General features: G+C 32.9%; 29 protein-coding genes and 1 pseudogene. 8 read left to right on the top strand and 22 right to left on the bottom strand.

The features are described from left to right. Positions 1-14: 14 nt before the first annotated feature. From BCR26_RS16265 to BCR26_RS16250, 4 genes are all read right to left on the bottom strand, one after another. Complete coding sequence (locus BCR26_RS16265; protein ID WP_069700005.1) at positions 15-491, bottom strand: tautomerase family protein; 477 nt, start codon at positions 489-491, stop codon at positions 15-17. 13 nt (positions 492-504) lie between these two features. After that, a complete protein-coding gene (locus BCR26_RS16260; RefSeq protein ID WP_069700004.1) occupies positions 505-1,353 on the bottom strand; it encodes a Cof-type HAD-IIB family hydrolase in 849 nt (282 codons plus the stop codon). Next, on the bottom strand, positions 1,350-2,099 hold the full coding sequence (locus BCR26_RS16255; RefSeq protein WP_169818906.1) for an AfsA-related hotdog domain-containing protein: 750 nt from the start codon (positions 2,097-2,099) through the stop codon (positions 1,350-1,352). The genes BCR26_RS16260 and BCR26_RS16255 overlap by 4 nt, the downstream gene beginning before the upstream one ends. Positions 2,100-2,195: 96 nt before the next feature. Further along, positions 2,196-3,335: a trans-sulfuration enzyme family protein gene (locus tag BCR26_RS16250; protein WP_069700002.1), complete on the bottom strand. Its 1,140-nt coding sequence runs from the start codon at positions 3,333-3,335 to the stop codon at positions 2,196-2,198. A 1,377-nt stretch (positions 3,336-4,712) separates the two neighbouring features. Between BCR26_RS16250 and BCR26_RS16245 the strand changes: the two genes are divergently transcribed. From BCR26_RS16245 to BCR26_RS16215, 7 genes are read left to right on the top strand one after another with little or no spacing between them, the layout of a single operon-like run. After that, positions 4,713-5,522: an SDR family NAD(P)-dependent oxidoreductase gene (locus tag BCR26_RS16245; protein ID WP_069700001.1), complete on the top strand. Its 810-nt coding sequence runs from the start codon at positions 4,713-4,715 to the stop codon at positions 5,520-5,522. Further along, on the top strand, positions 5,519-6,316 hold the full coding sequence (locus tag BCR26_RS16240; RefSeq protein ID WP_069700000.1) for an HD domain-containing protein: 798 nt from the start codon (positions 5,519-5,521) through the stop codon (positions 6,314-6,316). Before BCR26_RS16245 ends, BCR26_RS16240 begins: the two co-directional genes overlap by 4 nt. A gap of 19 nt (positions 6,317-6,335) precedes the next feature. Then, positions 6,336-6,728 carry a carboxymuconolactone decarboxylase family protein gene (locus tag BCR26_RS16235; RefSeq protein ID WP_069699999.1) on the top strand — a complete coding sequence of 131 codons (393 nt, stop codon included), beginning with the start codon at positions 6,336-6,338 and terminating at the stop codon, positions 6,726-6,728. A 21-nt stretch (positions 6,729-6,749) separates the two neighbouring features. Further along, positions 6,750-7,490: an SIR2 family NAD-dependent protein deacylase gene (locus BCR26_RS16230; protein ID WP_069699998.1), complete on the top strand. Its 741-nt coding sequence runs from the start codon at positions 6,750-6,752 to the stop codon at positions 7,488-7,490. Between the two features lie 21 nt (positions 7,491-7,511). Continuing rightward, positions 7,512-8,222, top strand: a complete 711-nt coding sequence (locus BCR26_RS16225; RefSeq protein ID WP_069699997.1) for a gamma-glutamyl-gamma-aminobutyrate hydrolase family protein — start codon at positions 7,512-7,514, stop codon at positions 8,220-8,222. A 15-nt stretch (positions 8,223-8,237) separates the two neighbouring features. Continuing rightward, the gene (locus BCR26_RS16220) at positions 8,238-8,999 is read left to right on the top strand and encodes an SDR family NAD(P)-dependent oxidoreductase (RefSeq protein WP_069699996.1); all 762 of its coding nucleotides are present in this window, start codon (positions 8,238-8,240) and stop codon (positions 8,997-8,999) included. Then, complete coding sequence (locus BCR26_RS16215) at positions 8,983-9,369, top strand: MerR family transcriptional regulator (protein ID WP_069699995.1); 387 nt, start codon at positions 8,983-8,985, stop codon at positions 9,367-9,369. The genes BCR26_RS16220 and BCR26_RS16215 overlap by 17 nt, the downstream gene beginning before the upstream one ends. Before the next feature lie 123 nt (positions 9,370-9,492). On the opposite strand, the gene BCR26_RS16210 is transcribed toward BCR26_RS16215, so the two are convergent. The 13 genes and pseudogenes from BCR26_RS16210 to BCR26_RS16150 form a co-directional block, all read right to left on the bottom strand. Next, on the bottom strand, positions 9,493-10,497 hold the full coding sequence (locus tag BCR26_RS16210) for an SIS domain-containing protein (protein ID WP_069699994.1): 1,005 nt from the start codon (positions 10,495-10,497) through the stop codon (positions 9,493-9,495). Beyond that, on the bottom strand, positions 10,491-11,567 hold the full coding sequence (locus BCR26_RS16205) for an SIS domain-containing protein (RefSeq protein ID WP_069699993.1): 1,077 nt from the start codon (positions 11,565-11,567) through the stop codon (positions 10,491-10,493). The genes BCR26_RS16210 and BCR26_RS16205 overlap by 7 nt, the downstream gene beginning before the upstream one ends. A gap of 13 nt (positions 11,568-11,580) precedes the next feature. Next, positions 11,581-12,401 (bottom strand): annotated as a pseudogene (locus BCR26_RS16200) (PTS system mannose/fructose/sorbose family transporter subunit IID). Beyond that, positions 12,385-13,170, bottom strand: coding sequence for a PTS mannose/fructose/sorbose/N-acetylgalactosamine transporter subunit IIC (locus BCR26_RS16195; RefSeq protein ID WP_069699992.1), 786 nt, complete (start codon positions 13,168-13,170; stop codon positions 12,385-12,387). Before BCR26_RS16195 ends, BCR26_RS16200 begins: the two are co-directional and overlap by 17 nt. A gap of 47 nt (positions 13,171-13,217) precedes the next feature. Further along, a complete protein-coding gene (locus BCR26_RS16190) occupies positions 13,218-13,688 on the bottom strand; it encodes a PTS sugar transporter subunit IIB (protein WP_069699991.1) in 471 nt (156 codons plus the stop codon). A gap of 27 nt (positions 13,689-13,715) precedes the next feature. Next, complete coding sequence (locus BCR26_RS16185) at positions 13,716-14,132, bottom strand: PTS sugar transporter subunit IIA (protein ID WP_069699990.1); 417 nt, start codon at positions 14,130-14,132, stop codon at positions 13,716-13,718. Between the two features lie 75 nt (positions 14,133-14,207). Continuing rightward, a complete protein-coding gene (locus tag BCR26_RS16180) occupies positions 14,208-16,928 on the bottom strand; it encodes a sigma 54-interacting transcriptional regulator (RefSeq protein ID WP_245341825.1) in 2,721 nt (906 codons plus the stop codon). A gap of 675 nt (positions 16,929-17,603) precedes the next feature. Continuing rightward, entirely contained in the window at positions 17,604-17,981 is a 378-nt protein-coding gene (locus BCR26_RS16175) for a tyrosine-type recombinase/integrase (protein WP_275950755.1), read from the bottom strand. A 22-nt stretch (positions 17,982-18,003) separates the two neighbouring features. Further along, positions 18,004-18,303, bottom strand: a complete 300-nt coding sequence (locus BCR26_RS16170) for a replication initiation factor domain-containing protein (protein ID WP_069699988.1) — start codon at positions 18,301-18,303, stop codon at positions 18,004-18,006. 223 nt (positions 18,304-18,526) lie between these two features. Further along, complete coding sequence (locus BCR26_RS16165; protein WP_084387173.1) at positions 18,527-18,742, bottom strand: helix-turn-helix domain-containing protein; 216 nt, start codon at positions 18,740-18,742, stop codon at positions 18,527-18,529. Between the two features lie 270 nt (positions 18,743-19,012). Continuing rightward, a complete protein-coding gene (locus tag BCR26_RS16160) occupies positions 19,013-19,333 on the bottom strand; it encodes a hypothetical protein (RefSeq protein WP_069699986.1) in 321 nt (106 codons plus the stop codon). A gap of 251 nt (positions 19,334-19,584) precedes the next feature. Beyond that, positions 19,585-19,965 carry a hypothetical protein gene (locus tag BCR26_RS16155; protein WP_069699985.1) on the bottom strand — a complete coding sequence of 127 codons (381 nt, stop codon included), beginning with the start codon at positions 19,963-19,965 and terminating at the stop codon, positions 19,585-19,587. 13 nt (positions 19,966-19,978) lie between these two features. Next, positions 19,979-20,524, bottom strand: a complete 546-nt coding sequence (locus BCR26_RS16150; RefSeq protein ID WP_069699984.1) for a hypothetical protein — start codon at positions 20,522-20,524, stop codon at positions 19,979-19,981. Between the two features lie 181 nt (positions 20,525-20,705). Between BCR26_RS16150 and BCR26_RS16145 the strand changes: the two genes are divergently transcribed. Further along, on the top strand, positions 20,706-21,626 hold the full coding sequence (locus tag BCR26_RS16145; protein WP_211272316.1) for a helix-turn-helix domain-containing protein: 921 nt from the start codon (positions 20,706-20,708) through the stop codon (positions 21,624-21,626). 69 nt (positions 21,627-21,695) lie between these two features. Here the strand turns inward: BCR26_RS16145 and BCR26_RS16140 are convergent, their stop codons facing one another. From BCR26_RS16140 to rimM, 5 genes are all read right to left on the bottom strand, one after another. Then, positions 21,696-22,445: a hypothetical protein gene (locus tag BCR26_RS16140; protein ID WP_139124978.1), complete on the bottom strand. Its 750-nt coding sequence runs from the start codon at positions 22,443-22,445 to the stop codon at positions 21,696-21,698. Further along, positions 22,438-23,541 carry an AAA family ATPase gene (locus BCR26_RS16135; RefSeq protein ID WP_069699981.1) on the bottom strand — a complete coding sequence of 368 codons (1,104 nt, stop codon included), beginning with the start codon at positions 23,539-23,541 and terminating at the stop codon, positions 22,438-22,440. Before BCR26_RS16135 ends, BCR26_RS16140 begins: the two co-directional genes overlap by 8 nt. Positions 23,542-23,959: 418 nt before the next feature. Next, on the bottom strand, positions 23,960-24,307 hold the full coding sequence (rplS, locus tag BCR26_RS16130; protein ID WP_069699980.1) for a 50S ribosomal protein L19: 348 nt from the start codon (positions 24,305-24,307) through the stop codon (positions 23,960-23,962). A 144-nt stretch (positions 24,308-24,451) separates the two neighbouring features. Then, complete coding sequence (gene trmD / locus BCR26_RS16125) at positions 24,452-25,195, bottom strand: tRNA (guanosine(37)-N1)-methyltransferase TrmD (RefSeq protein WP_139124984.1); 744 nt, start codon at positions 25,193-25,195, stop codon at positions 24,452-24,454. Further along, entirely contained in the window at positions 25,185-25,709 is a 525-nt protein-coding gene (gene rimM / locus BCR26_RS16120) for a ribosome maturation factor RimM (RefSeq protein WP_069699978.1), read from the bottom strand. Before rimM ends, trmD begins: the two co-directional genes overlap by 11 nt. Between the last annotated feature and the right edge of the window lie 50 nt (positions 25,710-25,759).

Here is a 25,759-nt window from a genome sequence, read left to right as displayed (position 1 = left end):
TATAGGTACAATTTTTAAAATTTTCGACTCTCGTTTAAGAATTCTAAATGATCCCCAGCTATTCCATTTTGAATCCAATTCACAGGTTTCATATCTCGAATAAGAATTAGGCAGTTATCACCAGAAATACAAAATATTTCTTTGAAATAGCTTGAGATTTTTTCACCTAATAGCCCTTTTTGCTTATCACTAAAGCCTTCCCATAGATCTAATTCGACTGTCAATAAATTTTCGTGCATGTTTGTTCCCTCAAAATAACTTTCATTATAGTTACTATTGTAAAAACGACTTTTTGTACTAAAATATTGATCTGAGAGTACAACTCCCCCACGTGCTAAATTGTTGCGATCAAGAGTTTGGAGAATTACTTGAATTTTATCAGGTGCAACGATTGTCAATAAATTGGTCGTAATTTTTGTCAAATTAATTACAATCGATTTTTTAGTATTCTCATCCAACGGAATGGATGTTTTCACTGAGTAAAAAGGCATGATTATTCTCCATTCAACATATATTTGAAACAAAATTTGTTTCATTCAACATTAATTTATCTAAGACATATGCAACACCGTCAGAATCATTACTTTTAGTAACGTAATTAGCTACTTTTTTTAACTCATCACACGCATTGTCCATAGCTACACCCAAAAATGTTCCAGCTATCATTTCCAAATCATTGTAGCTATCACCAAAACTAATGACTTCTTCTTTAGGATCAATATTTAATTGTTCTGAAAGGTCAATTACAGCTTGTCCTTTAGACGTGTTCTCCGGCAATAATTGCAGCATCCATTCCTCGTTTGACCATGGAATCAAGACATAATCAAATTTGAGGTATTCAGAATTTTGACATGATTCTAAAAACTCTTCTAATACTGTCTTTCTGTTTATTAACAACAAAGAGACGGGGCGCTCCGAAATTCGATTAAAATTTTCAGTTAAATCTAAACTGATTCGAAGTTCTTCTGCGTACTGATTACTTTTGGAACTCTCATTTTCTATCACTGTCCTATTTTCTAAATTAAGATGTAGCTGCGTTTGACTTTTGCGTGAGAAATCGATTGCTGCTTTAATAACTTCTTCTCTGATTGTTTTTTTTAAAAGAACTTTGTCTGTTTTCATATTTTTAACTAAAGCCCCATTATGAGTAACGACTAACCCATCTGTGTCAACACGCGTTAGATGTTCTTCAACAGCACTTGGCATACGACCTGTCGCAAAAACCACTTTTACTCCTTGTTTAGCAAATGAATTAATTGACTCAATTGTCTTTTCGCTCAACGTATGATTACTATTTAGTGTTGTACCATCCATATCTAATGCCAATAATTTAAATCTTGTTTGAGTATTCATTTTTTTCTCTTTTCTTCATAGATTTCTTTTGAACGAAATGTATATGCTCCTAGAAAACCCGAAGTTACAACTTTTTCGTTTTGGATAATATTGAATACACAATACATTGCACCACCATCTGGTTCACAAACTGGAATTGTTTGAATAATGTATGGTTGATCAAGTTCAACGTAATTAATATAGTCAATTCTGAAATTTGTTAAAGCAACAACTCCTTCATGATTCATCCCATTCAAATGAAAAGAAGCTAAGGTAGCTTGTCTCAACGCTTCAAAAAGTTTGATTCCATCAACGTGATCAGAAGGGTGATCACTGTTTAGTTCTGCAATTTCAGAAAAACCTTTGAAGTACCAAACATTTCCGTGGTTGATTGGCACAGAAAGTAAAACATTTTCTTGCTTCTCTTTATGGACCAATTTTTTATCAATACGTTGGTCTGTAATAATTAGTTGTTCAGAAACAAAATTAGGCATTGATATTTTTCGTGCAATATTAAAAGCTTCTGTGGGATTTCGATAATTCCATTTATATTCATTTGTAGATAACAATTCCCTTGTTTCAAGTCCTTGGATTGTCACATCTGAAACATTCTCACCCAACATTAATTTCAATAGTTCTAATTCTCTAATTGAACCAAATCCAATTTCACCATATGATAAATTGCTTTCTTTTTCAGGGTCCTCTACATAGATCAATGAATACTTTTCATTTGTATTTACTTTTTCTGTTCCTACTACTGTTTTCATTTTTTCACTTCTTTCTTTTTCAAAGGGACATCCCAACATTTCATTTTGGTGGAGACCTCACCATATATTTTTTTCCCATTATTCTCCCCTCTCTTCTTAAATAGTTTTTAGTGCTTGATCTAAGTCTTGAATCAAATCTTGAGCATTTTCGATTCCTACAGATAATCGAATTAATCCTTTTGTAATACCTCTATTTTGCTTTTCTGATGAAGGCATTCCGCCGTGAGACATTGACCAAGGATAAGAAAGTATAGACTCGACTCCACCTAAACTGACCGCAACAAGTGGATAGTTGATCGCATTAAATAGTTGTAAAACTTGTTCTTGATTTTTTAACTCAAAGGATAAAACACTACCAAATCCACTAGCTTGATTCAATTGAACCTCTCGACCAATATGTGATTTTAAGGACGGATGGTGAACCTTAGGGATTTTAGGATGGTTTGCTAAATATTTAGCTATTTTTTTTGCATTTAGTTCTGATTTTTCTATTCTAACCGCTAAGGTTTTCAAGCCACGCATCAATAGCCAGCCATCTTCTACGCCAAGAATCCCACCTAAATTGACTTGTTGAGATTTAATTCTTTCTTGTAACGCCCGATTATTTGTCACCACTAAACCCGCAACAACATCACTGTGTCCATTCAAAAATTTAGTTGCACTATGAATAACCACATCTACCCCTAAATCAAGGGGATTCTGAAAATAAGGCGTCATAAATGTGTTGTCGCAAATTGAAATCAATTCGTTTTGCTTAGCAATCTCACATACCCTCTTAATGTCAGTTATTTTCAACAATGGATTAGATGGTGTTTCAATATAAATCATCTTAGTATTTTCTCTAATTTCTTTTTCCCACGCACTACTGTCTTCTTCATCAACAAATGATACTTCTATTGAGAACTTTTCCAGAATATCTTTCACAATGGCATAAGTCCCTCCATAAATGTCATTACACATAATGATGTGGTCTCCCGATGAGAGCAACAGCAAAACACTACTGATTGCTGCCACACCTGATGAAAAAGCAATACCATATTTTCCGTTTTCTAAACTCGCGACCGCTTTCTCTACTGACGAAATTGTTGGGTTCCCAAAACGAGAATAAACAAATTCCTGATTTGCGAGAATGTTTTCTTGATGAAAGGTTGAAACTTGATACTTCGGTATCGATGCAGCTCCAGTCAATTTGTCCTTCATTTCGTAACTATGTAAAACTTTTGTATCTTTTTTCAAATAGTTTCCTCCTCAAAAATACCTAAATATTAGTAAAAACAGCTATTAATAATAAATCATTCGTTATGCTTCTTTTTGGCAAAAAGTATAAGATACAAGAATAAACAATTGATGAATTATAGAATGACTTTGACAGCTTTTCCTAAAATTGTTTTTTCCTTATAATAAATATGATAAATGCTGGACTACACTCAATGTCAAGGAAGAATTTTTAATGATTCGCTCTGTTGGTAAATTTTCTGTCTTTTCAGGGTTTTCAATTGACTTACTAAGGTACTATTAAAAACAAGGTTCGATTACACCCGAACGAGTAGACATTAATCAGCGTTTTTTTCTGAGCATGATATCACCTAGAATACATTTATCATAAAATTGAAATTGATTGGACCGATACTAAAAGACGAGGTTGAAATAGAAGTCGTTTTTGGGCGAGACATTGGACCGAAAAACGCACAATACGCTTTATGTATTGAGTAATTTTCGGTAAAATTCCGAAGAATCAGACTTTTGAACACCGTTTATTAGGATTTAGAGGATGAAACAAATCTGAATTTTAGTTTTGTCCCCTGCTCTATTAGAGTGACCATACTATTCAACAAAGATTAGATTTACTTTATGATTGGTTAGAAAAATGAAATGATCAGAAGAAATATAATGAACTTAGAGAGTAAAATTATCGACGAAAATGTATACTATCTATTGTTTTTAGGTTTAATAGTAAGAAAACAAAAAAACAATCCTCCTCTCTTAGAATTCGAGTCTCTAAAATAACACGTTCTGCTTCACTAGCATTTTAAACTCCGATTTAAAATTGTCCTTAAATTTAAGAAAGCTATTTTCTGTTGCAGAATGCTTTGAGTCAAACACAGGTCATTATTTCTGGTACTATTCAAATTAAAAGAACAACCTGTCCTCTAGAAGGATATGGCTGCTACCAAAGTCTGTATGAACTAAATCACTAAAGTGTTTCTTGAAAATAAGACAAAGTACGACTACTCCAAAGGTAAATAAGGCAATGTGTCTATGTGTGACTACAAACATTCTGATAAAAATGCCAATGATCTATTTGGGCTATTTAGCGTACATTCCATGCTGTAATTGACTTTCAGCTGAAAAACAGTTGAAAGCCAATTGGCTGTTTCTTTATTTTTCAATTTGACAATCAGATGAAACAGGTATGGTATTACAAAAAGATGCTTAAAGTACAATAGAAAAAACTGTTGAAATTTACGTTTATACGAACATCAAAATTAAAAAGGTAAAAGAAATCGTTCGACAATTTCTTTTACCTTTTTTAATTATTTAATATAGTTGCTTGACATTGAGTATAGTCCAGCATGTAAATTCATAGTCATACCCCTTAAGGAGGTGAAAACAATGACAAACAGAAAATATACCGTTGTAACCGGAGCCAGCTCTGGGATTGGCTACGAGACAGCAAAAGCTTTCGCAGAAAGAGATAAAAACTTGATTCTTATCGCTCGACGTGAAAACAAACTGAATCAGCTAAAAAAAGAAATTTTTAGTCTTAACAGCAATGTTAATGTACTCATTTTTCCAACTGACCTCTCTATTAGAGAAAATGTAAATCAACTTTTTAATGACTTGGAGCCATATGAACTTGAAACCTGGATTAATAATGCTGGTTTTGGAATGTATGGCGATTTAGAAAACAATAACATTGAAAAAGTTGAAAAAATCGTTCAGTTGAATGTTGAAACATTAACTTTGCTTTCCACCTTGTTTGTAAAAAAATATAGACACGTAGCAGGTACTCAATTAATCAACATGTCATCAGCAGGTGGCTATACAATCGTTCCAAATGCGGTAGTCTATTGTGCAACAAAGTTTTATGTTAGTGCTTTTACGGAAGGATTAGCTCAAGAATTAATTCAATCTAAATCTGAAATGAGAGCAAAAGTATTAGCACCAGCCGCAACAAAAACAGAATTTGGACAAGTGGCAAATAATCTTGATACCTATGATTATGACCAATCCTTTGGAATGTATCATACGAGTCAACAGATGGCACAATTTCTACTGAGTCTATATGATAGCGACTTGTCCGTTGGGCACGTAAACCGGGAAACATTTACATTTGAATTATCCGACACACTATTACCTTACGCTGGGCAATCAAAGAGAAATCAAAAACAAGTTTTGGATTCAACTGGAGATAACGAATGACAACTTATTACAGTGTGAATAAGCATTTACCTAGCCAAGACGATTGGACAACAGATCAGTTTCAGATACTGAACGATCTTGTTCACGGAACTGGTGATACTTTGTTCGAAAGAAATAACGATCATCGAGTGTTCGCCTTTCCTCAATACCAGATTAATGACGTTAAAAAGCTTACAGTATTGCATTTCAAGGAGGAGTCTTTTTTTTCCTTAATCAATTATTTCAACGAAATGGATAACTTTGGATTATTTAAAGATTCAGTGATTGCCCATGGAAATTCTCATGGAATCAGAGTTGCATGGTTATGTATGATAGTTGCCACAATAGACCAATTGCCTCTTAATCAAACTTTAATATTAGTAATTGCTGGACTATTTCATGATGTAGGACGGACTTGGCAAAACCTGAATGATCAATTTCACGGCGAGAAAAGCTACTCAAGATTTGCAAAAGCTCTTAGCTCCTCAGAAGAAGATTATAACAGCATCACAGCAAGGTTAAATCATATTCTTTACAAGGTTTTGGAACTCTCTTCTCCTCTCAGTTTGAAAGATATTAAGTTATTGCAACATATCATCAGTATTCATTCGTTGAATCAACGCCAAAAAATAATTTATGGGAAATCCCATTCTCTCTTAACAAACAATAATTTTAAAAGGCTGACAATGCTTTTTGATGATTGTGATGCTTTAGATCGAGTAAGATTCGAAGGGAATTTGAATATTCAGTTTTTGAATACTAAAAATGCAAAATCATTGATTCATTACGCTAAACAAATACAAAAAATATTGTAATTCCAAAAGGATGATATTAATGGAGAATTCAGAAAACAAAACAAGAGAGCAAATCGGCTTTGATATTCTATTAAATATCGATGGTGAAGACGGAAAAAAGGTCATCGAATCCTTACAAGACATTGCACCAGATTTAGGCAAATTTATCTTAGAATTTACTTTTGCGGATATTTACCAAAGGGATGTACTAGACTGGAAGCAGCGAGAAATTATCACTATTACCTCACTACTCACGCTCGGTGGCTTAGAAAAACAATTAGATGTTCATATCAATGCAGCATTAAACGTTGGGGTCACGAAACAGGAAATTGTTGAAGCTTTTATTCAATGCAGTCCCTATGTTGGTTTTCCGCGCGTGCTGAATGCAATATTTGTAGCAAAAGAAGTTTTCAGCCGAAGAAAAGAAGCCTAATCTATTTAGGAGGATAGCGCCATTCACTATTATGAAAAAATCCAAACATTTGCACAGTTAGTTCGCAATAACACAAAAATAGCTGCATTTACAGGAGCTGGAATTTCTACGGATAGTGGTATCCCTGATTTAGCTGGAATGTCGTTTATTTTGGGAGAAGAAAAAGACTTCAGTGGTGGAATTTTCGGAATGTTAAACTCAACATTTGCTAAAAAAAACCCTAAACTCTTTTACCTGCTGTATAGAAAGACATTCTTTCACCCAAATGCAGAACCAAATGCTTGCCATCTTTTTCTTTCAGATTTAGAGAAACAGAAAAAGTTACTAGGTATCGCTACCATGAATATTGACTTTCTACACCAAAAAGCCGGCAGCAAGAGTGTCCATGAATACTGGGGAAACATGAGGATGAATCACTGTTCCCTTTGCAACAAGTCTTTTGATTGGGATATTGCTCAACAAAATGATATTCCTTTATGCGACTTATGTGGGCATGTGATTCTACCTGATTTTGTTCTAAGAAATCTCGGCACTTACCAAGATAATATTCGCGATGGATCAAATATACTTAGTAAGGCTGACTTGATGATTATTGCAGGAACAAAAAACTCTTGGAGAAATTTCCCTGAAAGTACTCCAAAAGTGATTGTGAATTTAGAACTACCCGAAATCAATGAGTCAAATAGTCTCTTTATTCAAGAAAATATTGCCAAAGTCTTTACAGATGTAAAAAAAGTTCTAATTCACACTCCAATAGTTTAAATTTTAGGAGGTAACCGAATAGTGAAAAAAAGAATAGGTATCACCTCTAATTATTTTTCAAATGAAACAACTCTTTTTAGAAACGAGAATCTTTTTTATGTTATGGACGGCTATGTAAATTCCGTAAAAAAATGTGGTGCTATCCCTTTCATCATCCCGTATGGAAACACTGAAAATATTGATGACTATGTTGATTCTTTCGACGGATTCATTTTTACTGGGGGACAAGATGTAACGCCCTATCTTTATGGCCAAGAAATTGCAAACGTTACTAGAAGCCCACAGATAGATAGGGATTTATTCGAAATCGAATTGATTCAGAAAGCTATTTCAAGAGAAAAATCAATTTTAGGAATTTGTCGAGGAAGTCAGTTAATTAACGTGGCACTTGGTGGTACTCTTTATCAAGACCTATCTTTATCTGGGGCTTCTATCACTCATGAACAACCAGAAGATATTAATAATGCCATGCCTATTCATCGAATTCAAATTGATCCGAAATCAATTTTTTTTAAGTACCTTGGTGAAAGTTGCGAGGTTAATTCGATTCATCATCAGGGCATAGATTTATTAGCAAATAAACTTAAGCCATCTGCAATTAGTGAAGATTTTGTCATTGAAGCATTTGAATCTAAACATCAGGACATGAGAATATTCGGTGTTCAATGGCATCCTGAAATGATGGCCAGAAAAAATCCTGATATGAATAAACTTTTTGAACTAGTTTTATAAAAAAGGAGGAGAAATATGAGAACTGTAGTCATAAGTGGTGGAGCTGGCGGAATTGGAAGTGAGATTGCAAGACAATTTCTAGAATTGAAAGATCATGTCATTCTACTTGATATCAATAAATCGAAACTGGCAACCTTAAAACAAGGAAACTCTGCCCTTGATTACTATATTTGTGATGTGACAAATACAGCGAGCATAAGGTCTATAGTTAAAGACATTGAAGAGGCTAATGGAAAAGTTGATGTTTTAATCAATACAGCTGGTGGTGGTCCTGTTGGAGACTTTACAGATATAAGTGATGAACAATGGATAACTAATATAACGCTAAAACAATTAGGCTATGTGCGAATGTGTCGAGAATTTTTAGAACTAATCAAAAAAAGCGAGCACGGAAAAATCATCAATGTTATTGGAACATTTGGTAAGCAACCTTCTGCCGATTTTATTGTTGGAAGTATGACAAACGCAGCACTTTTATCTTTCACAAAAGCAATCGCAGACGATCTTTCCCGAATTGGAATCAATGTGAACGCTATTAATTCAGGAGCAGCAGACACAGAACTTTGGTCTAAGACTTTAAATGAACTAGAAAAACGTTACCCCGAGAAGAGCATAGAAACAATCGATAAGGAAATGCGTGCACTTAGTGGATTTAATCGCATAACTCTGGCCTTAGATGTTGCGAATGCCGCTGAATTTTTGGCTTCTGAAAAGTCAAACTTCATGAGTGGTACTTCTATCAACATTGACGGAGGCATCTATGCTGGAATCTCCTAACATAAGCGATATTCAATTAAAAATCGGTCAGGTATCACAAAAGACGAATATCTCAGTAGATACGCTTAGATTTTACGAAAAGATGGATTTGATTGTTCCTGATCGTGATGAAAGTGGTAGAAGAATTTATAGCGCAGAGGACTTGGAAAAATTAAACTTAGTTATTTGTCTTTTAGAAACTGATTTAAGTATCAAAGAAGCTCAAGAATTTATAGCATTATATGATCATGGTGAAAACACCGTGAAGCAAAGAATTGATTTCTATTCTGAATTGATTCGTAAAATTGGATTAGATATTGAGAAAAAAATAAAACAGCTTCAATATTTTACAACTAAGATTCAAAAGACACAGGATTATTTGAAGAATTGAGCAAACAAACCCTCTCACGCTAAATGCCTTCTGGACCCCCCAGCATAGTAAGGATTTTCAGAATACAAAATAAAGACCCTATGGCAGAGCTTCTCGCCATGGGGTCTTTGTCTTAAACTAATTTTAATAATCAAACTGACGATAATAACGTCTAATATCTAGTGGATGACAATTTAGTTTCTCTACATGTGCGTCAATCCGTTGAGTTACAGCGTGCATCAATAAGAAAGAAAGAACTCGACCACGATATTTTTGACTAATCCCAGGAACGACACAATCTCTGGTATCAATGAAGGTATAGTTGCCACAGATGCGTGGTAATAACTTCTTCACTCGTTCAGCTAATGGACGCTGTTCATCTTCTCCTAAAAATACTGTTACAGCTGTTGTCTCATCCACTATCTCTAAGGTACCATGTAAAAACTCTGCCGCATGAATAGATTTTGAGCGAAGCCAACTTTGCTCCTCCCAGTAACACATAGCATAAGAGTAACAAGCTCCCCATTGATTTCCTGCAGCAATGAAATAGTGCATTGTATCATGACGATGCTTTTCAGCGAAAGTTAGAGCAAAATCATCTGCTTGTTTTTCAGCTTCTACTAAACCATATGGTAAATACTGATCTAAATCAGAATAGTATTCTTCATAATCAACAAATTCTCCGTTTTTGTACATCAATCGATCTGCAGTCATAAAAAATTTAATTTGTTCGGTACCTGGATTTGGGTAAGTGATGACATAGTCACATTTTTTTGCTAAAAGACTATCTGCTTGATCAATGAATCCAATTAAGGTGGCACCGATTTTATTAATTTCATCAACAGCTTTAACTACTTCTTCTGTAGTACCGGTTACCGAAGAAAGAATGACTAAGGAATCTTTTGTTAATCGCTTATTGCCAGTTGTATAATACTCTGCTGCATGCTGGACATAAATTGGTAATTCGCTTTTCCCTCTGACATATGCTTCAATCTGAAGCGCTGAAGCATACGTCCCACCAATGCCTAGATAAAAAATAGTCTCAAATCCATTTTGCCAAACCTCATCAATGATATTTTCAACGTCTGGTCGTAAAGCTAAGATTCCTTGAATATCATTTATTTGCTGTTCCTCATTTAATTTTAGCATCCTACTATTTCCTCCTCTGTATAACGTTTACTTTTTAAAACCTGATCAAAATCGTCAAAAATTTTCTGATTTAAATCAATCCCTTTGCTTGTTGCAATCTTATAGGCCAAAATTTGGAACGGAATAACTAACGCTAATGGAGAAATAAATTCATCACATTCAAAAGCTAGACTTAGGCTATTTTCTGCTTCTTTATTTTCAGTAGTTATAATTAAAGTCTCCCCAACATAAGGTTTCATATAATCTCTTAATTTAGTAGAACGTTCTAAATTATGGCTAGGTGTTTCAATAAAGAATAATATATGTTCATAATTGGCTTCTAAGTATGGCCCATGCATATATGACTCTAATTCAAATCCTTGTGAGGGCTTACGGACAGTTTCGGTAAATTTGGTTTCAAATTCTTTTGCTGTTCCCCAGTTTGGTCCATATCCAATTGCAATATAACGATTCGCTATTTTTAATACGCTCTCATGTTGCTCAAAAAATAGTAACGTCTTTTTAATAATCTCTGGAATTTTTTTAATCACCTTATTCAACTCGTCTTTGTAATAATTGGTCATTTCTATGGTTGCTTCCCCGTTGCTTTTCCCAAGTGACATACTGAACAAAATTAATTGTAAGATGGTTGCAACATAACCTTTTGTTACAAAGCCAACTTTTTCGATTCCGATATCGATAGCAATTACGTATTCAACTGCTTGAGAAATAGGACTTTTCGAATCACTTGTTAAAGCCAAAGTGAATATATTTTTTTCTTTAATTTGTTTCATCGCATCAATCGTAGAAGAACTTTTTCCACTTTGTGAAACAGCTAAAACCGCGTCAATAGAGTCAGATAACTTACCGTAATGATTAAAATAATAAGGTTCTTCAATTGTGATTGATAGATTTGCTATTTTTTCCATTATCGTTTTTGCTGCTAGACAAGCATTGTAAGAAGAGCCAGTTGCTAGAATTAATAAGTTTCTAATCGGTTTTAATTCATCATTCTCTCTCAATTCATAGGTTGCTAAAATATTACTTAGTATTGCTTCTTCCTCGTTAATATAATCCAGCATCGTAACCAAAATTAACTTCCTCCTAAAAGAATCCTACAAATGATCCTAAAATTCCAACAACAGCTAAACCAAGTAAAATCATTAGGGTATTCACTTCTTTTTTTAGTAAATAGAAGATGGCTCCAAAAACACCTAGATTCAAAATATTTGGCACAATATCATTAAAAATACTTTGCAAGGTTACCGCATTCTCACCTGAACCTATTTTTACTGGCAATTCAATCTCAATCATCGAAGAGGTCATGGCGCCTACAACCATTAATCCAATAATAGCAGCACCTAAAGTTAAACTTTCCATCATACCGTTTACTTGAATTCTTTTCAAAAAGTCAGTTCCTAACTTATAACCCCAACCTGTAGCAAAATAGCGGAACAAAATATGCGGAATGTTGAAAATTAATAAGAATAGAACAGGCCCTAAGATATTTCCTTGCATCGCTAATGATGTTCCCACTCCTGTGGCAATTAAGCGTAACGTACCCCAAAAAAAAGAATCACCAATCCCTGCTAAAGGACCCATTAAAGATGTTTTTATATTATCAATAGCCGATGTATCAAATTCAGAATCGTTAACATTTTCTTCTTCCATAGCAGCATTGATTCCCAAAATCAGAGTCACGACGTGAGGAGTTGTATTAAAAACTCAAGATGACGTTTTAAAGCATCCGCCATTTGATCTTTTCTCTTATATAATTTTTTCAAAATCGGAATCATCGCATAAGTATAGGCCATATTCATTTGACGTTCGTAATTCCATGAAAATTCCATTTGAAAGGAACGCCAGAATACTTTATTTAAGTCCTTTTTTGTAATTTTTGAATCCTCATTAGAAATCTTCATCATCTTCTACTACCTCCCCAATACTTTGTTGCCCTCCTTGGGCTCCCCGAACATTCATAATATTAACCACTACAACTGCTAAAATAGCAACAAAAATAGCAACTCCAGTAACTGGAATATTGAGATACGCAGCTAACGCAAAACCTAAAAAGAAATACGGAGCAACTTTTTTGTTAATCAATAATCGTGCTAACATCGCGAACCCTAAGGCAGGTATCAGACCTGTTGCCACTGTTAAGCCATGTTGGACAAATTCTGGAATCATTCCTAGCATATTTCCGACTGCTTGACTTCCTACCATAAAAGAAATCGCAACAATCAAGCCCAACATAAGAGACAAGCCAATTCCTGCTGACAAATGCATACTTTCGACCCCTTTATAATTCCCTTCTTTTGCATACTCATCCGATTTATGATTCATGATTGGAATAACTAAACCTAAATAAATATTTTTCAAAATAAGGGTTAACGTGGCGATTGGCAAACCCAATAATAACGCTGTTTCAGTTCCAGCACCAGCTGTAATCGCAAAAGCAGTTCCTAAAATTCCTCCTGTCACAACATCTGGTGGGATTGATGCACCAACAGAAAATGACCCTATAAACGCTAATTCAAGAGTGGCTCCCATGATAATGCCTGTTTTAATGTCACCTAAAACTAGACCAACAAATAATCCTGTCACAATAGGACGTGATAGAAGTGACGTCCCTAAAGCATATTCTGATTGAGCAATGAAAGCTACAATCCCAAGTAATATTGCTTTAATAACCATTTTTCCACTACCTTCCTTTTTTATTTTTTATAGCTATCTTAAAATTTTCAAATTAATTCTGTCACTTTTATTTTCTTTTCTCCAGGAACTTGACGAATTTCCAACTCTACTCCTTTTTTATCCAATATTTTTAATAACTCCTCTTCTTCAGGTAAAACATTAACTGCCTTACTTAAGCTACGGCTTCCTTCTTTTGCTTTGATCCCTCCTAAATTAATTTGCTTAATAGCTGGATAAGCTTCTGCCAATCTGCTAGCATCTGAAATTGACTCAACGACAATAAAAAGTTTGTATTTATCAGTGACTCCACTTTGTAATGCTTTGATAGAATCCTCTATATTTTTGATAACTAACTTAACACCTTGTGGTTTTGCCAATTTGATTGTTGTTTTGCGAATGTCGTTTGTTGGAACGTCATCATTTGCAATTAAAATGCAGTCTGCTCCAAGTCCTTGTGTCCATGAAAAGGCTACTTGACCATGTAATAAACGATGATCTATTCGGGTTAATAAAATCATATTTTTTTCCTCCTATCTTGTTTCAAATTAAAACTCTTCTTCTATCAGTTCTGTCTGTATCGTTTCATTACAAAATTGAATCGTTTCTTTTGAACTCTCTAGCACTAATTTGATTGTTTCTTCGATAGAGCCATAAAAAGGTTTAGTGGTAAATTCTATCAGAAATGGTAAGTTTAGACCTGCTACTAAATAGAAATTGGGGAGATTGACATAAGCTAAAAATTCATTATTTACACTTCCGCCAAATAGATCAGTGATAACAACCACTTCATTATTTTTAGTGTCCTCTACCACCTGCATAACTTCTTGACTTAAATCAAATTCTTCTGTTAGATAGCAATCTAATGCTGATATTTTCTCATTTTTACCACAAATTAATTCAAGGGAACTAAGCATACCTGACGCTAATTTTCCATGTGAAGCTAAAATAATTTTTTGTTCCATAGTTTCACCTCATTTCATTACAACAATATAAGAGCAAGTTGTGTGCCACAACTAGTGGGACGCAACTTGCTCTTATTAAAACTCTTCATCATTTTGGACTCTATCAGGCTTTCTATAAAGAATATCGTAAATATAAGCTATTTCTGAATCAGGAATTTTGACACTGTAATCATTTTCTATGACACTAAAAGCCCTTTTAATATTATTTAAGAGCTTTCTTTGACACTTTGCTAGATCTTCATACCCAACATAAGTCTCAATGGGAATATTACGAATTAAGCGCTCAATCAAACAACTAACATGAACGAATAAGGCTAATTTTTGTGCATTCCCAATAGTAATCTGAGCTTCCACTTCCAAATTCCGCATAAAAAGCTCAATTTCTCTCATAACCTTTTCAGTATCTAAAATTGTTACCGAATCAATAACTTTCTCCAATGAAAAGTTACGGATAATATTTGTATTAAAAATTTTGTTTTCATTTATCGACAAGCTACCAGTAAGCCAATTGGCGATAGATTGTTTTTCATCACCTGCGATTAGTTCTTCTAATGATAAATATGGAAGTCCGTCAATTTCAGGATTTGCTGTACCAATCACTCCTAAAATATCATACATCGAAAATATCGTTTCTATTTCTTTTTGGTTATATAAATTAGCGTATTCATAAGGAAGGATCGTCAATTCACATTCACTAGGCAAACTTTTTTCTAATAAGTGGCTAATATGAGTCGCCATACCAATTCCTGTTAGACAAGTTGTAATAATCGCCTTCGCCTTATTTTCATTTGGGTAGATAATTTCCCAGTCAAGAGAGGCTTCCATCGTGGCTTTTTGAACCACTGCTTGTAAGCTTTGTTTTTTTTGTAAATTTTCCCCAATAGAAATGGCAATTGGTGTTGTAACGTTATTCATAATGACAATTGGTGTTGACATTTGCTTAGGAAAGTATTGATAGATTTCTTTTAAAGAACCCATATCAACTAAAATAACTAACCCGTTAGAAATATCATTTGTTTCGCTGTATTCAATAATCTCCTCAGCAATCTGCTGAGGTGTTACATTCAAAGGCATATCAAAGGATTCAAATATATTTTTCCCAAGAATGTGGTTCGTTACATTTGCAATACTACTGGCAGTAGCATAACCATGTGCCACAATAATTGCTTTGGGAATTCCAAATGTTTTAGTCCAATCTGCCTGTTTTAAATAAATGGTTAAAATAATTTTATCTATCAACGATACATCTAGATCTAGCTTAGGTTTGCAAAGCTCTATGATCCGGTGAACATAATTATAGCTAGTGGGATAAGCTGATGCTACTTGAAACTCCATTTTTTTTATAAGAGAATGAATTTCAGGATCTTCTGGATACCACTCAATTGCTCCTCTTTGAAAAAGATAATAACTTATCGCGTAGATACTATTCCCATTAAATTTAACTTGGTAAGAACTTTCCATTTGTTTTAGGGTTGCTCTAATATACTGAGTAAGGTATATTAGCATATCATGTTTTTGTTGACGATCTGTTTCAAAGAGTAATAAATCAAATAAATTATCCACTTCTTGTTTTACTTTATTTTCACAGGCCAGTAAATCTTGCTTTTCCTTTAAAAATTCCATAAGAATACGCTCAAATACGACGTTGATTCTTTGGTGCTTCGGTTTATTTTTTTCAATTAATTGATTAGCCAAGGTATGTTCATCAATAACCACTTCATTATGTTTAACATCTTGAAGGGTCGGGGTGTTACTTGCTAAAAGCTTGTCTGCTAAATGATAAATTGTTATTTTGAGTTCAGATTTCTTTTTTTGTTCAGAAAAAGCTTTGGCTACAGTTACCCTAACATTATTTTTTAATTCACCAATATTGCCATTAAAATCACTATTCGCAAATAATGTTAATACTTGTCCTGATACACGTAATTGCTTTTTTATTTTTCGCTGCTCACTAATCAAAAATGAATATAGCAATTCTAAGCGTTCGTTACGACTTCGAGCTTTTAAAGGTGGTAACTCTATTTGAATTGGAATGCGTCGAATAAACGTTATTAAAAAATTGCTTGCTAACTCTTCAGTCGTAGCAAAAAAAAGACGAGTTTTGATAGGAATTGGATCTCCAGTATCCCCCATCCGATAAATAATTCCTTGATCCAAATAGGTAAAAAGTTTTTCTTGACCTTCTGCATTCAATCGATGAACTTCATCCAAGAAAAGAATTCCTCCATCAGCAGCTTCAAATGCCCCTTTCTTTTCTTCCTCAGCTCCTGTGAAAGCACCCTTCGTGTGTCCAAAAAGATTACTGGTTAATAGTTCAGGGTTGTTAGCATATTGAGCGTAATTTAAGGTTATTAGTGGCGCATTTTCTTCAATAATATTGTTTTCAAGACAATATTTATGAATCAAATGAATTAGATAACTTTTTCCGGTTCCACTTTCTCCAGTTATTAAAACAGGTAATCCGTTATCAGGATAATTTAACGCCGTTTTAATTTGTTCGATACTACGTGAAAGACTTTTATCGTAGCCCACTAATAAAGAAAAAAGATCCTGCTTTCTTTCAAGTAAGGGACGCATTTTCTTCAATTCTAGTACTGTTTGATAAAAATTTTTATCTAATTTAAAAAATTGATTCTCAAAAGCTGTTTTATGGAAATAATATACCGGACGAGAATTGATTTTAACCAAAATCCCCTCATCATTTAATTGGTTCAAATAATGGCTAATTGTATTTCGTTTCGCCCCAAATACTTCCGCTAACTTTTGAGCGGTAAAAATCTCATTTAGAGTATTCAAGTCTAAAAAAGCAGTTTGATTTTCTAACTAGCTAATTAGTTTATCTTTCACAGTACTCACCTCCATTCTAATGATACGAAAACGATTTCAAATGTCAAGACAGAAAAACAGCTTAATATAATACAGCTGACTATCTTTATTCCGCACTTCGTTCATGAAAGCAAATTTATGTATGAATAGGTGACTCTATCAAATCACAATTTAGATTTTAAGGATACAACTACTTAAGAGTACGCTAACGCTGTTTCATATTCTAAAAATATAAATTTTTTCCCTGAAGAAGATACTATAAGAATCGTTTAATTTATATACAAGACAGAGTTAGTCATGAAAATAGTCAAATCACTGAATCCATTTATCTCCATGTTACAAAAGGCGTGAAAGAAAAACTTAAAAACGATATTGAGTTATTGTAAACATTTACCCCCTACGTGCCCCCTATAGCATCAAGAGCCATAACTATTCACAATTTACATAAGAATACTCAAAAAGCAGCAATCTCTCACAATAGGATTGCTACTTTCACCTCTATATAAATAACTAAATAAAACAAAAAACCCTTGAATTAACAAGGGTTTCTCTTTCATCATATAACGAAATATTAACGACGAATTTCTTTGATACGAAAACTAACATCCTAAAACCTTTTAAATACAAGCTTTTAGGGTGTTAGTTCTATTTATGACCTTCATTTGACCAAGATTTATTTTTTAGCAATTCGTCCAATAAAAAGACAGAGTCTATATTCATATCAGAAGTTATATGTAAATAAATTTCTTCTGTCAAAATTCTATCTGAATGTCCTACTCTCTTTTGAATAACTGGCAAGCTAACCCCTGCTTCTGCCATTAAACTAACATGTGTATGCCTAAATTTATGAGAAGACATATTTTTTTCTATACCAGCTTTTCTTGTATACTTTTTAATTTTATTATTTACATATTCTTTAGTCAATGGGTATCCGCAAAAACCATTTTTTAGATACACAAATAGAAAGAGGTCTTCTTCCAAAAAAACAATATTTTTTCTAAGATTTTCCAGATACGTTACCAACAACTCCAATTGCTTTATGACTTCAATAGATATAAAATCTCACAAACATCCCTTCACCGCCACGAGAAGCATAATACAACGTTAATCCTCCATGATCTTCTCTAAACTTTTTTTCTTGTTCTCTGTATACTTGAAAATCTGTTTTGATTAAGTCTTGATCTCTACGTTTTTTTAGCTCATACAAATCAAAATTCCCATTCATTGGGTCATAAATTTCATCTATTGCAATATCTAATCTTGTTGAATGTAGTCTAGAGTAGTCCCCTTTTGATAAATACCAACTAGGGTCAAGAACTTTCGCTAACCAATCCTTTAAGTTCAACTCTTTACTTTCTAAAAACTGTTCTAACTCATAACTCCTTGACCAGTTAAATCCATCAAAATCCCTTGTGAATCATCCTTTATCCGAGCAAATACAACTAGGTTGCCACAACTGTATTTCAGTTGGTAATTGTGTTGTTTGTTTCTTCAACAATAAAATATTTCATCGGTATACCTATTATTGTTTCGATCACTGTTTGAATCGTGCTATCAAAGAAAGTAAATTATAAATAATCAAAATGAACATGTAACTCACACTCTGACACCAAAGCCAAACCAATTTTTTGTTTGATTTGATTTACTCTTTCTTCTGACAATCCGGTAACTTCTCGTTCGTATTTCGATAATTGGGCTCTTGAAATACCGACCTTTTCAGCAAAATCCCGCAAATTATAATCAAGTTTCTTTCTAATTCGTCTCAACTCTTGTCCGTCCATCATTTCCCCCTAGAGTAGACAATTTTTAACTATTTTGTCTACTCTTTAATAGTCGCTTAAACGCTTAGCATCAAAAGGTTTTGAAGCTACTTTGTTTTCTTTTTTGCCTTTTCTGCACCCCGTATTACCAACCGGGGTGCTGGGAAATGTTGGGGCGTGAGCCCCAACATTCACTTCGTGTATCTTGCTAAGCAAAATACACGCGCGTTTTTCAGTGGTTTTGCTTACGCAAACCACAAAACACACGTGCATTTCGCTTCCGACACACTCGTGTTATCCTCTTTGACACTCTGGATAAAGCTTTGTATAATCTTTTGACAACAAAAAAAGGCGGTCGATTGTCTCCAATAAACTCGCCCCATCTTGACGTTCTTCATACAGCTTCTTTAGTAACCTAATTTCATCTTCATCTAGTAGTAATTGTTGTAATGGCTTTCCATACACATAATGAGGATTAGCCATATTTATTTTCCTAGTAAAACGAAAAGCCGTTCGTTCTTCAATTTTAGTAATCCAACTCCTTAATGTTCGCTCTTTCATTTCAACAGAAATTAAGCCACAAACTTCTTTTATAGAGAAATAATTTTTTGTCATTTTCTATACCTCTTGTTTTTCCAGCTAGTGTGTTGTTGTTTTCTAATACTTACAAAATTCTTATTAGCTAATTCTGACGACATTTTTCTTTGCACTTTATCAAATTCACGCATACGCCCTAGCTCTCTTTGATAGAAATAATAGTATCCAAACAATTTTGTCTCTCCTTTCCATTCGACTTAATCAAATTCCCCTAAACTTTTTCAATAACCCTCACAAAATAAAAAACAGCCTTATTCAAAGCTGTTTTTTTAACTATTCGCAAGTACAAAAAGTCCGCCTCCTAATAAAAGGGTAGCAAATGTAGCTAAAACAGGATTCCAAAAAACAATTAGTAATGTAATCAATAGAAAAAAATTAACACTTGCTATAACAATCCCATACATGCCTATCCTAGATTTGAAAACAAATATTGTATATACAATAAGTAAACCAATAAAGAAAGCTCCACCTAGTAGATACTTAAAATAATTAGGTTCCCCTGCAATTTCCATTGTCTGTTGTATCATATTTGGATATCTCACCTGTATTTCATGCAACAATTGATTATATTGTTCTAACTTCCAAATAAAGTATGCAGTAACCAGACATATTATTCCTTCAATTATCAAATAAAACTTATTTTCTTCCAAAAATACACCTCCATTATCTAAACATCCCTAATAAAAATACAATAATTGCCCAAATTAAAGTTAATTTTGTTACATCGATCTGTTTCTCAGCGGTTTTATCAATCTTTGTCCAAGCATACGTAATTTTTAAAATATCAATCATTAACCACACAAAATAAATTGATAAAATAGTTGTTCCAACTATAAACAAATTATTTATTTCCTTAGAAACAAGAACAGAAAGAATAGCAATTAGCTCAAAAAAAAGCAAAACAATAAACGCAACTACTTCATAGCTTCTTTTTGAATCATTTTTGCTTAATAAGGGAGCTGAAATTAAAGATACAATGCATACAACAAGAATTATTATTTCTAAACTTGTTATACTAGAAATATTATTTTCACCTAAAACCTCATGTATTTCTTTCAGATTTTCTAGCTTAGGTATAACTTTCATCCTAAAAAATTCAATAATATACAGTGAAAACAGCCCACCTAACCCTAGAGAAAATACGAACTTGCTACCGTACTTTTTAACAATAGATTGAACAACTAATAAATATTTTTGAATTTTTGACATACTAGGATACCTCCTTTTTCTATTTTATCACATATTTTTTTTATTTCACATTTATTTTCTAATTCATCTACAAAAATATTCTTCATCTAAAAGTTCACTTCATTTAAGTTCCTTATATCCAAATACAACAGAAGTTATTATTCGAAATTGTTCATACTTGTAATTATTCCATCAACTCCTTTTGTCTATTTTTAAAATGAATATTATACAAGCTATCCGTTACCTTAGAAAACAAAAAAATATTAAGCAAAAAGAAATGCTGCAATCCAAAAGAGATTACCAAACCTATAATAGAATTGAAACCGAGCAACGAAAATTGAATTTGACTGAACTCATTGAGATCAGCAACAAATTAGATATGCCCATTGAAGAATTGCTTTCTTACTGTGATTATTCTAAGTTAAAACTAATAGATAAAAATTTTGTACTATGTACAAAGCTAAACATAGCCACCGACAATGATTTTAAACAGCTAATAGATAATTACCAATATCTTAAATCAATCAATTTTAAATCTACTGGTGAACTTGCCTTGTACTATGACATAAAAGCAGTTTTCACATCTAAATTTCCTGAAATTGAAGAAATTTCAAAATTAGACTTACATATAATCTACCGTACAGTGTTCAATACAAACTATTTCACTTACTACGACTACAGATTAGTGGCAAACACAATTATATTAATGGATACAAAAAAAGGAACTAAGCTAATTAATAAGCTGTTCCCTTTAGAAGATCGAGATATGGGAAATGATAAGACCCTTCTAGTTGCTTCTCGTCTTATCATTAATTTTATCAGTGGATTGATTAATAATCGTAAATTCGCAGAAGCAAAACAATATATTCAGTTTGCAAAAAATTTAGCCATTGATCCTACAAATTACTTTTTTCACTTCACTATTTACTATTACGAAAATCTTATTTTACATTTCCAAACTCAAAAACTAAAATACCTAAATAAAGTTTATGAATACATCCTATTACTTGAAAAAACAGGACATAAAGAATTCGCTCAAAGTTTAGAATTAGAAATACAGAAATTGATATATAGTGATGATATTGTAGAAGTTGAAACTACTATTGTTTTGAGAGAGAATTGATTATTTACCTTTCTCTAAATTATTGAAATTTACCATATTAAATTTTATAAAAAAGACCAGCAGACAAAACTAGTCTCTTTTTGCTTTATATACATATTCTGAATTATAATCTAATATAAAAAAAAGCATTGTACATAGTACATAAACAAAATTTTTATTACTCAAAAAACAATTTTGTTTTTCAAGTAATAAACATAGATTGAGATTTTTTGGTAAAATATCAGCTTTTTTCAAATCATTTTGAATAAATATTGCTTTTTCTATATTAGCTTCTATTACTTTATTTGATAAAGTGACATCTGAAACATAATGTTTACAGTTCTTACTTTTCGATTCTCTATCAACAACTTCTTTATATTTTTTGGCTTTAATAATTTCAGCACTAACTTTTCTATTCAAATAATTACTATCAGGAATACTACTCATATGAAAAAAAGATTCTACCATTGGAAAATTTATATACAATTTTCCCATATCAGTTGATTCAACAAAATATTTTTGTAACTTATGAATTTTATTATAATCAAACTTGTTATCTTGTGGATCAAAATCAAATATCAAAATAATGTCACTAAAGTTATATTCTAGTTTTTGTCTTTTATAGCTATCTTTCTCTCTTGATTTTAAAATTTGAACTATATCAATATCTTCAAAATCCATATATGAAATAGAGTCTATTTCATAATATAAATCATAAATATTAGCATTGTAAGAAATTATATCATAGCAATCAATACCATATAAATTAAGTAAATGTTCTAAAATAGTCGGTTCCGCTTTCTGTCCTTCTACTACAACAAGAATTTTTGTTTTAGCCACCAAACTCACCACTCATATAAAGTTTCTCCAAATTATGCCCCTCTTTTAATTCTCTATTTGTTGCTTTAAAAAATGGAGTTAGTGACGTAGGAGTCAATATAAAATAACAATCTGGTCGCATAATACTATTTGATAACAAGTTTGTATTATGTGTTGTCAAAATCATTTGAAAACTGTATTCTCTCTCAAGCAGGCGTACTAGTGTTTCAGACAATTCAAAATGATAGTATGCATCAAATTCATCTATACAAAAAAAAGAAATATCCCTACTCGTTTTTAACCAATAAAAAATTGAATAGAGAGCTTTTGTTCCATTAGAAGCAACTTTAAAAAAAGGAAGTAGTTCATTTTTTTCAAAATACAATCCAAGTTCTCCGGTTGGGTCAGTTCTAATAATAATATTTTCATTAATTCCTGCCACTGTTAATAATTTTTTGAATTCTTCAAGATTATTATCTTCAAAAATAAATGTTCTATAATCTTTTGCGCTTGTCTTATGCCCCACAAATCTCAATTGGTCTAAGCTACGAACCCATAACATGTTTGAAACAAAATCCACAGTTCGTTTTAAAATATGATCTTTGTGGATAATTGAATTATTAACAATATATCTTAGTATTGATATATCCGCACGATTAAATTCAAAATTTAAACTGGGAAACTGCTTAGAAATTTCCGTAAAATCTCCTTGCATGTTAGAAAAATCATACGAAAATAGTAAATCCCCATTAATTGATACCTTTTCAAATAATAAATTATCTACATTGTCTTTACGGTAAACATATTCAAGTTCATCATTATCAAAAATAAAATTATATCTAAATGTTGCATATTCTGTATAAGAGTCTGCATTCAAATAATAGTCATACAAATCTTTTCCAATGTTTTTATCTACTAAATGAGCAGTAATATCAAATATTGCCAAACCTAGGTTCGATTTCCCTACCGCATTTTTTCCATAAACTATTATCTTATTTAACATATTCTCTTTTATACATTGTTTTTGGTTAAACTGGTAATCTCCAACATCAGAAAAATCTATCGAGATTTTTTTTGAAAAACTTTTAAATCCTTGTACCTCAAAATACTTAATCATTCTATCACCTCATTTTGGAAAGGCTTATCATATCAATCAAACCTTTATAATACATTATACACAAGTATACGCTCCTTTTAAACAATAAAAAATCCTTATGACTATTATATTGGATTAATCTATCTATAGTGTAATTAATCATTTCCAAATAAACAATCCCTATTACTGTGTATTTCTTATTTGATACTATTATCTAACTTCCAAATTAAACCTAGTCAAACCTAGTCAAACCATCTTTTATGAAATACAGAACAGTTTGATTGATACACTACGTAGCACTTTTCAAAACCATTTTTGACCTTGTTTTGACCTCAAAAATTGTAATTTCAGACGAAACTCTATCTGTCCCATCTCCCTTAAAAACAAAAAAACCCTTGATATACAAGGGTTCGTGAAACTACATGAAAGTATAAAATACTTATCTGCGAATTTCTTTGATACGAGCTGCTTTTCCGTGTAATGCACGTAGGTAATAAAGTTTCGCACGACGAACTTTACCATAGCGTACTACTTCAATTTGGGCAACACGTGGTGTGTGTAATGGGAATGTACGTTCCACACCTACACCGTTAGAAATTTTACGTACTGTATAAGTTTCGCTGATTCCAGCGCCACGGCGTTTGATTACAACACCTTCAAATAACTGGATACGTTCGCGTGTTCCTTCGACTACTTTCGCATGTACGCGAACAGTGTCTCCAGGACGAAACGCAGGAATATCCGTACGTAGTTGTTCTTGTGTTAACTCTTGAATTAATGGATTCATTTTATCATTCTCCTCATTCCAAACATTCTTATGGTCATTGCCACAGCGGAATATCGTAATAGATGAGCGCTTTTGCACTCACCAAAACAGTTTAACACAGCTGACGCTTAGTGTAAAGGGAATTCTGTTGCAGAAAAGCGAAAATTAATCCGCTGTTTCTTCTTCAATTACTTCTTGCAAAAACCTTTCCATTTCTGCCGTCATCTCTAATTTCTCTAACATGTCTGGCCTTCTTAAATAGGTTCTGCGGATTGATTCTTTCAACTGCCATTCAGCAATCAGTTTATGATTTCCATTCGTTAATACTTCTGGCACTGCCATATCATTGAATACAGCTGGACGAGTGTACTGTGGTTGCTCCAATAATCCAGTAGAATGAGAGTCTGTTTCAGCAGATGTATTATTCCCCAAAACATCAGGTAATAGCCGAACCGTGGCATCAATCATCACCATCGCTCCTAGTTCACCGCCTGTTAAGACGTAATCACCTAATGAGACCTCATCTGTCACTAACGAACGTATCCGCTCATCATAGCCTTCATAATGCCCACAAATAAAAACTAAATGTTCTTCCTGTGAAAATTCTTCTGCCATCGTTTGATTAAAGGGTTTCCCTGCTGGGTCTAAAAGAATAATTCTTTTCTTTGTTTCAGGGTTTTGCTCTCGAATTTTTTCTAAGTTATCAAATATTGGTTGGACTTTTAACAACATTCCTGCACCACCACCATAGGGATAATCGTCTACCGTTTGGTGTTTATTATCGGAATGGTCTCTAAAATTAGATACGTTGATTTCAAGAAGATTTCGGTCAACTGCTTTTCCAATAATCGATTCCCCTAGCGGTCCTTCAAACATTCTTGGAAAAAGAGTCAAAACATCAATTTTCATCATCAATCAATCCTTCTGGAATTTCTACTTCTACAAGACCAGTTTCTAAATCAACCTTCTTGACCACAGACTCAATATAAGGAAGTAATAAATCTTTCTTCTTTGCTCGTTGAATAACCCAAACATCATTGGCACCTGGTGAAAGAATTTCTTTAATTTTACCAACTTCAACACCAGTTTCATCAATAACAGTTAGGCCAATAATTTCATGGTAATAAAACTCATCCTTAGATAATTCCGTTAAATCGTCTTTCGCTACTTTTAAAATTCCATCACGGTACTTTTCAATATCATTAATTGAAAAATGATCTTCAAATGAAACAATATCAAAATTTTTATGCTTTCGATGGGATTTAATCACTAACTCTATCGGTTCTTTTTTTTCTTGAAAAAGAGTTAAAACAGATCCTTTTTTATAACGTAATTCTGGAAAATCAGTTTGAGAAATCACACGAACTTCCCCTTTTAGTCCTTGAGTGTTCACAATTTTCCCAACATTTAAATACTCAGTCAATTAAGTGTCCTCATTTCATTTTTTAGTCTTCACTATTCTACCACTTCTGA

The sequence above is a fragment of the Enterococcus rivorum genome (assembly GCF_001742285.1).
GTDB classification, from domain to species: Bacteria; Bacillota; Bacilli; order Lactobacillales; family Enterococcaceae; genus Enterococcus_L; species Enterococcus_L rivorum.
Note: the sequence above shows the minus strand (reverse complement) of the source record. Positions and strands in the feature narration are given on the sequence as shown.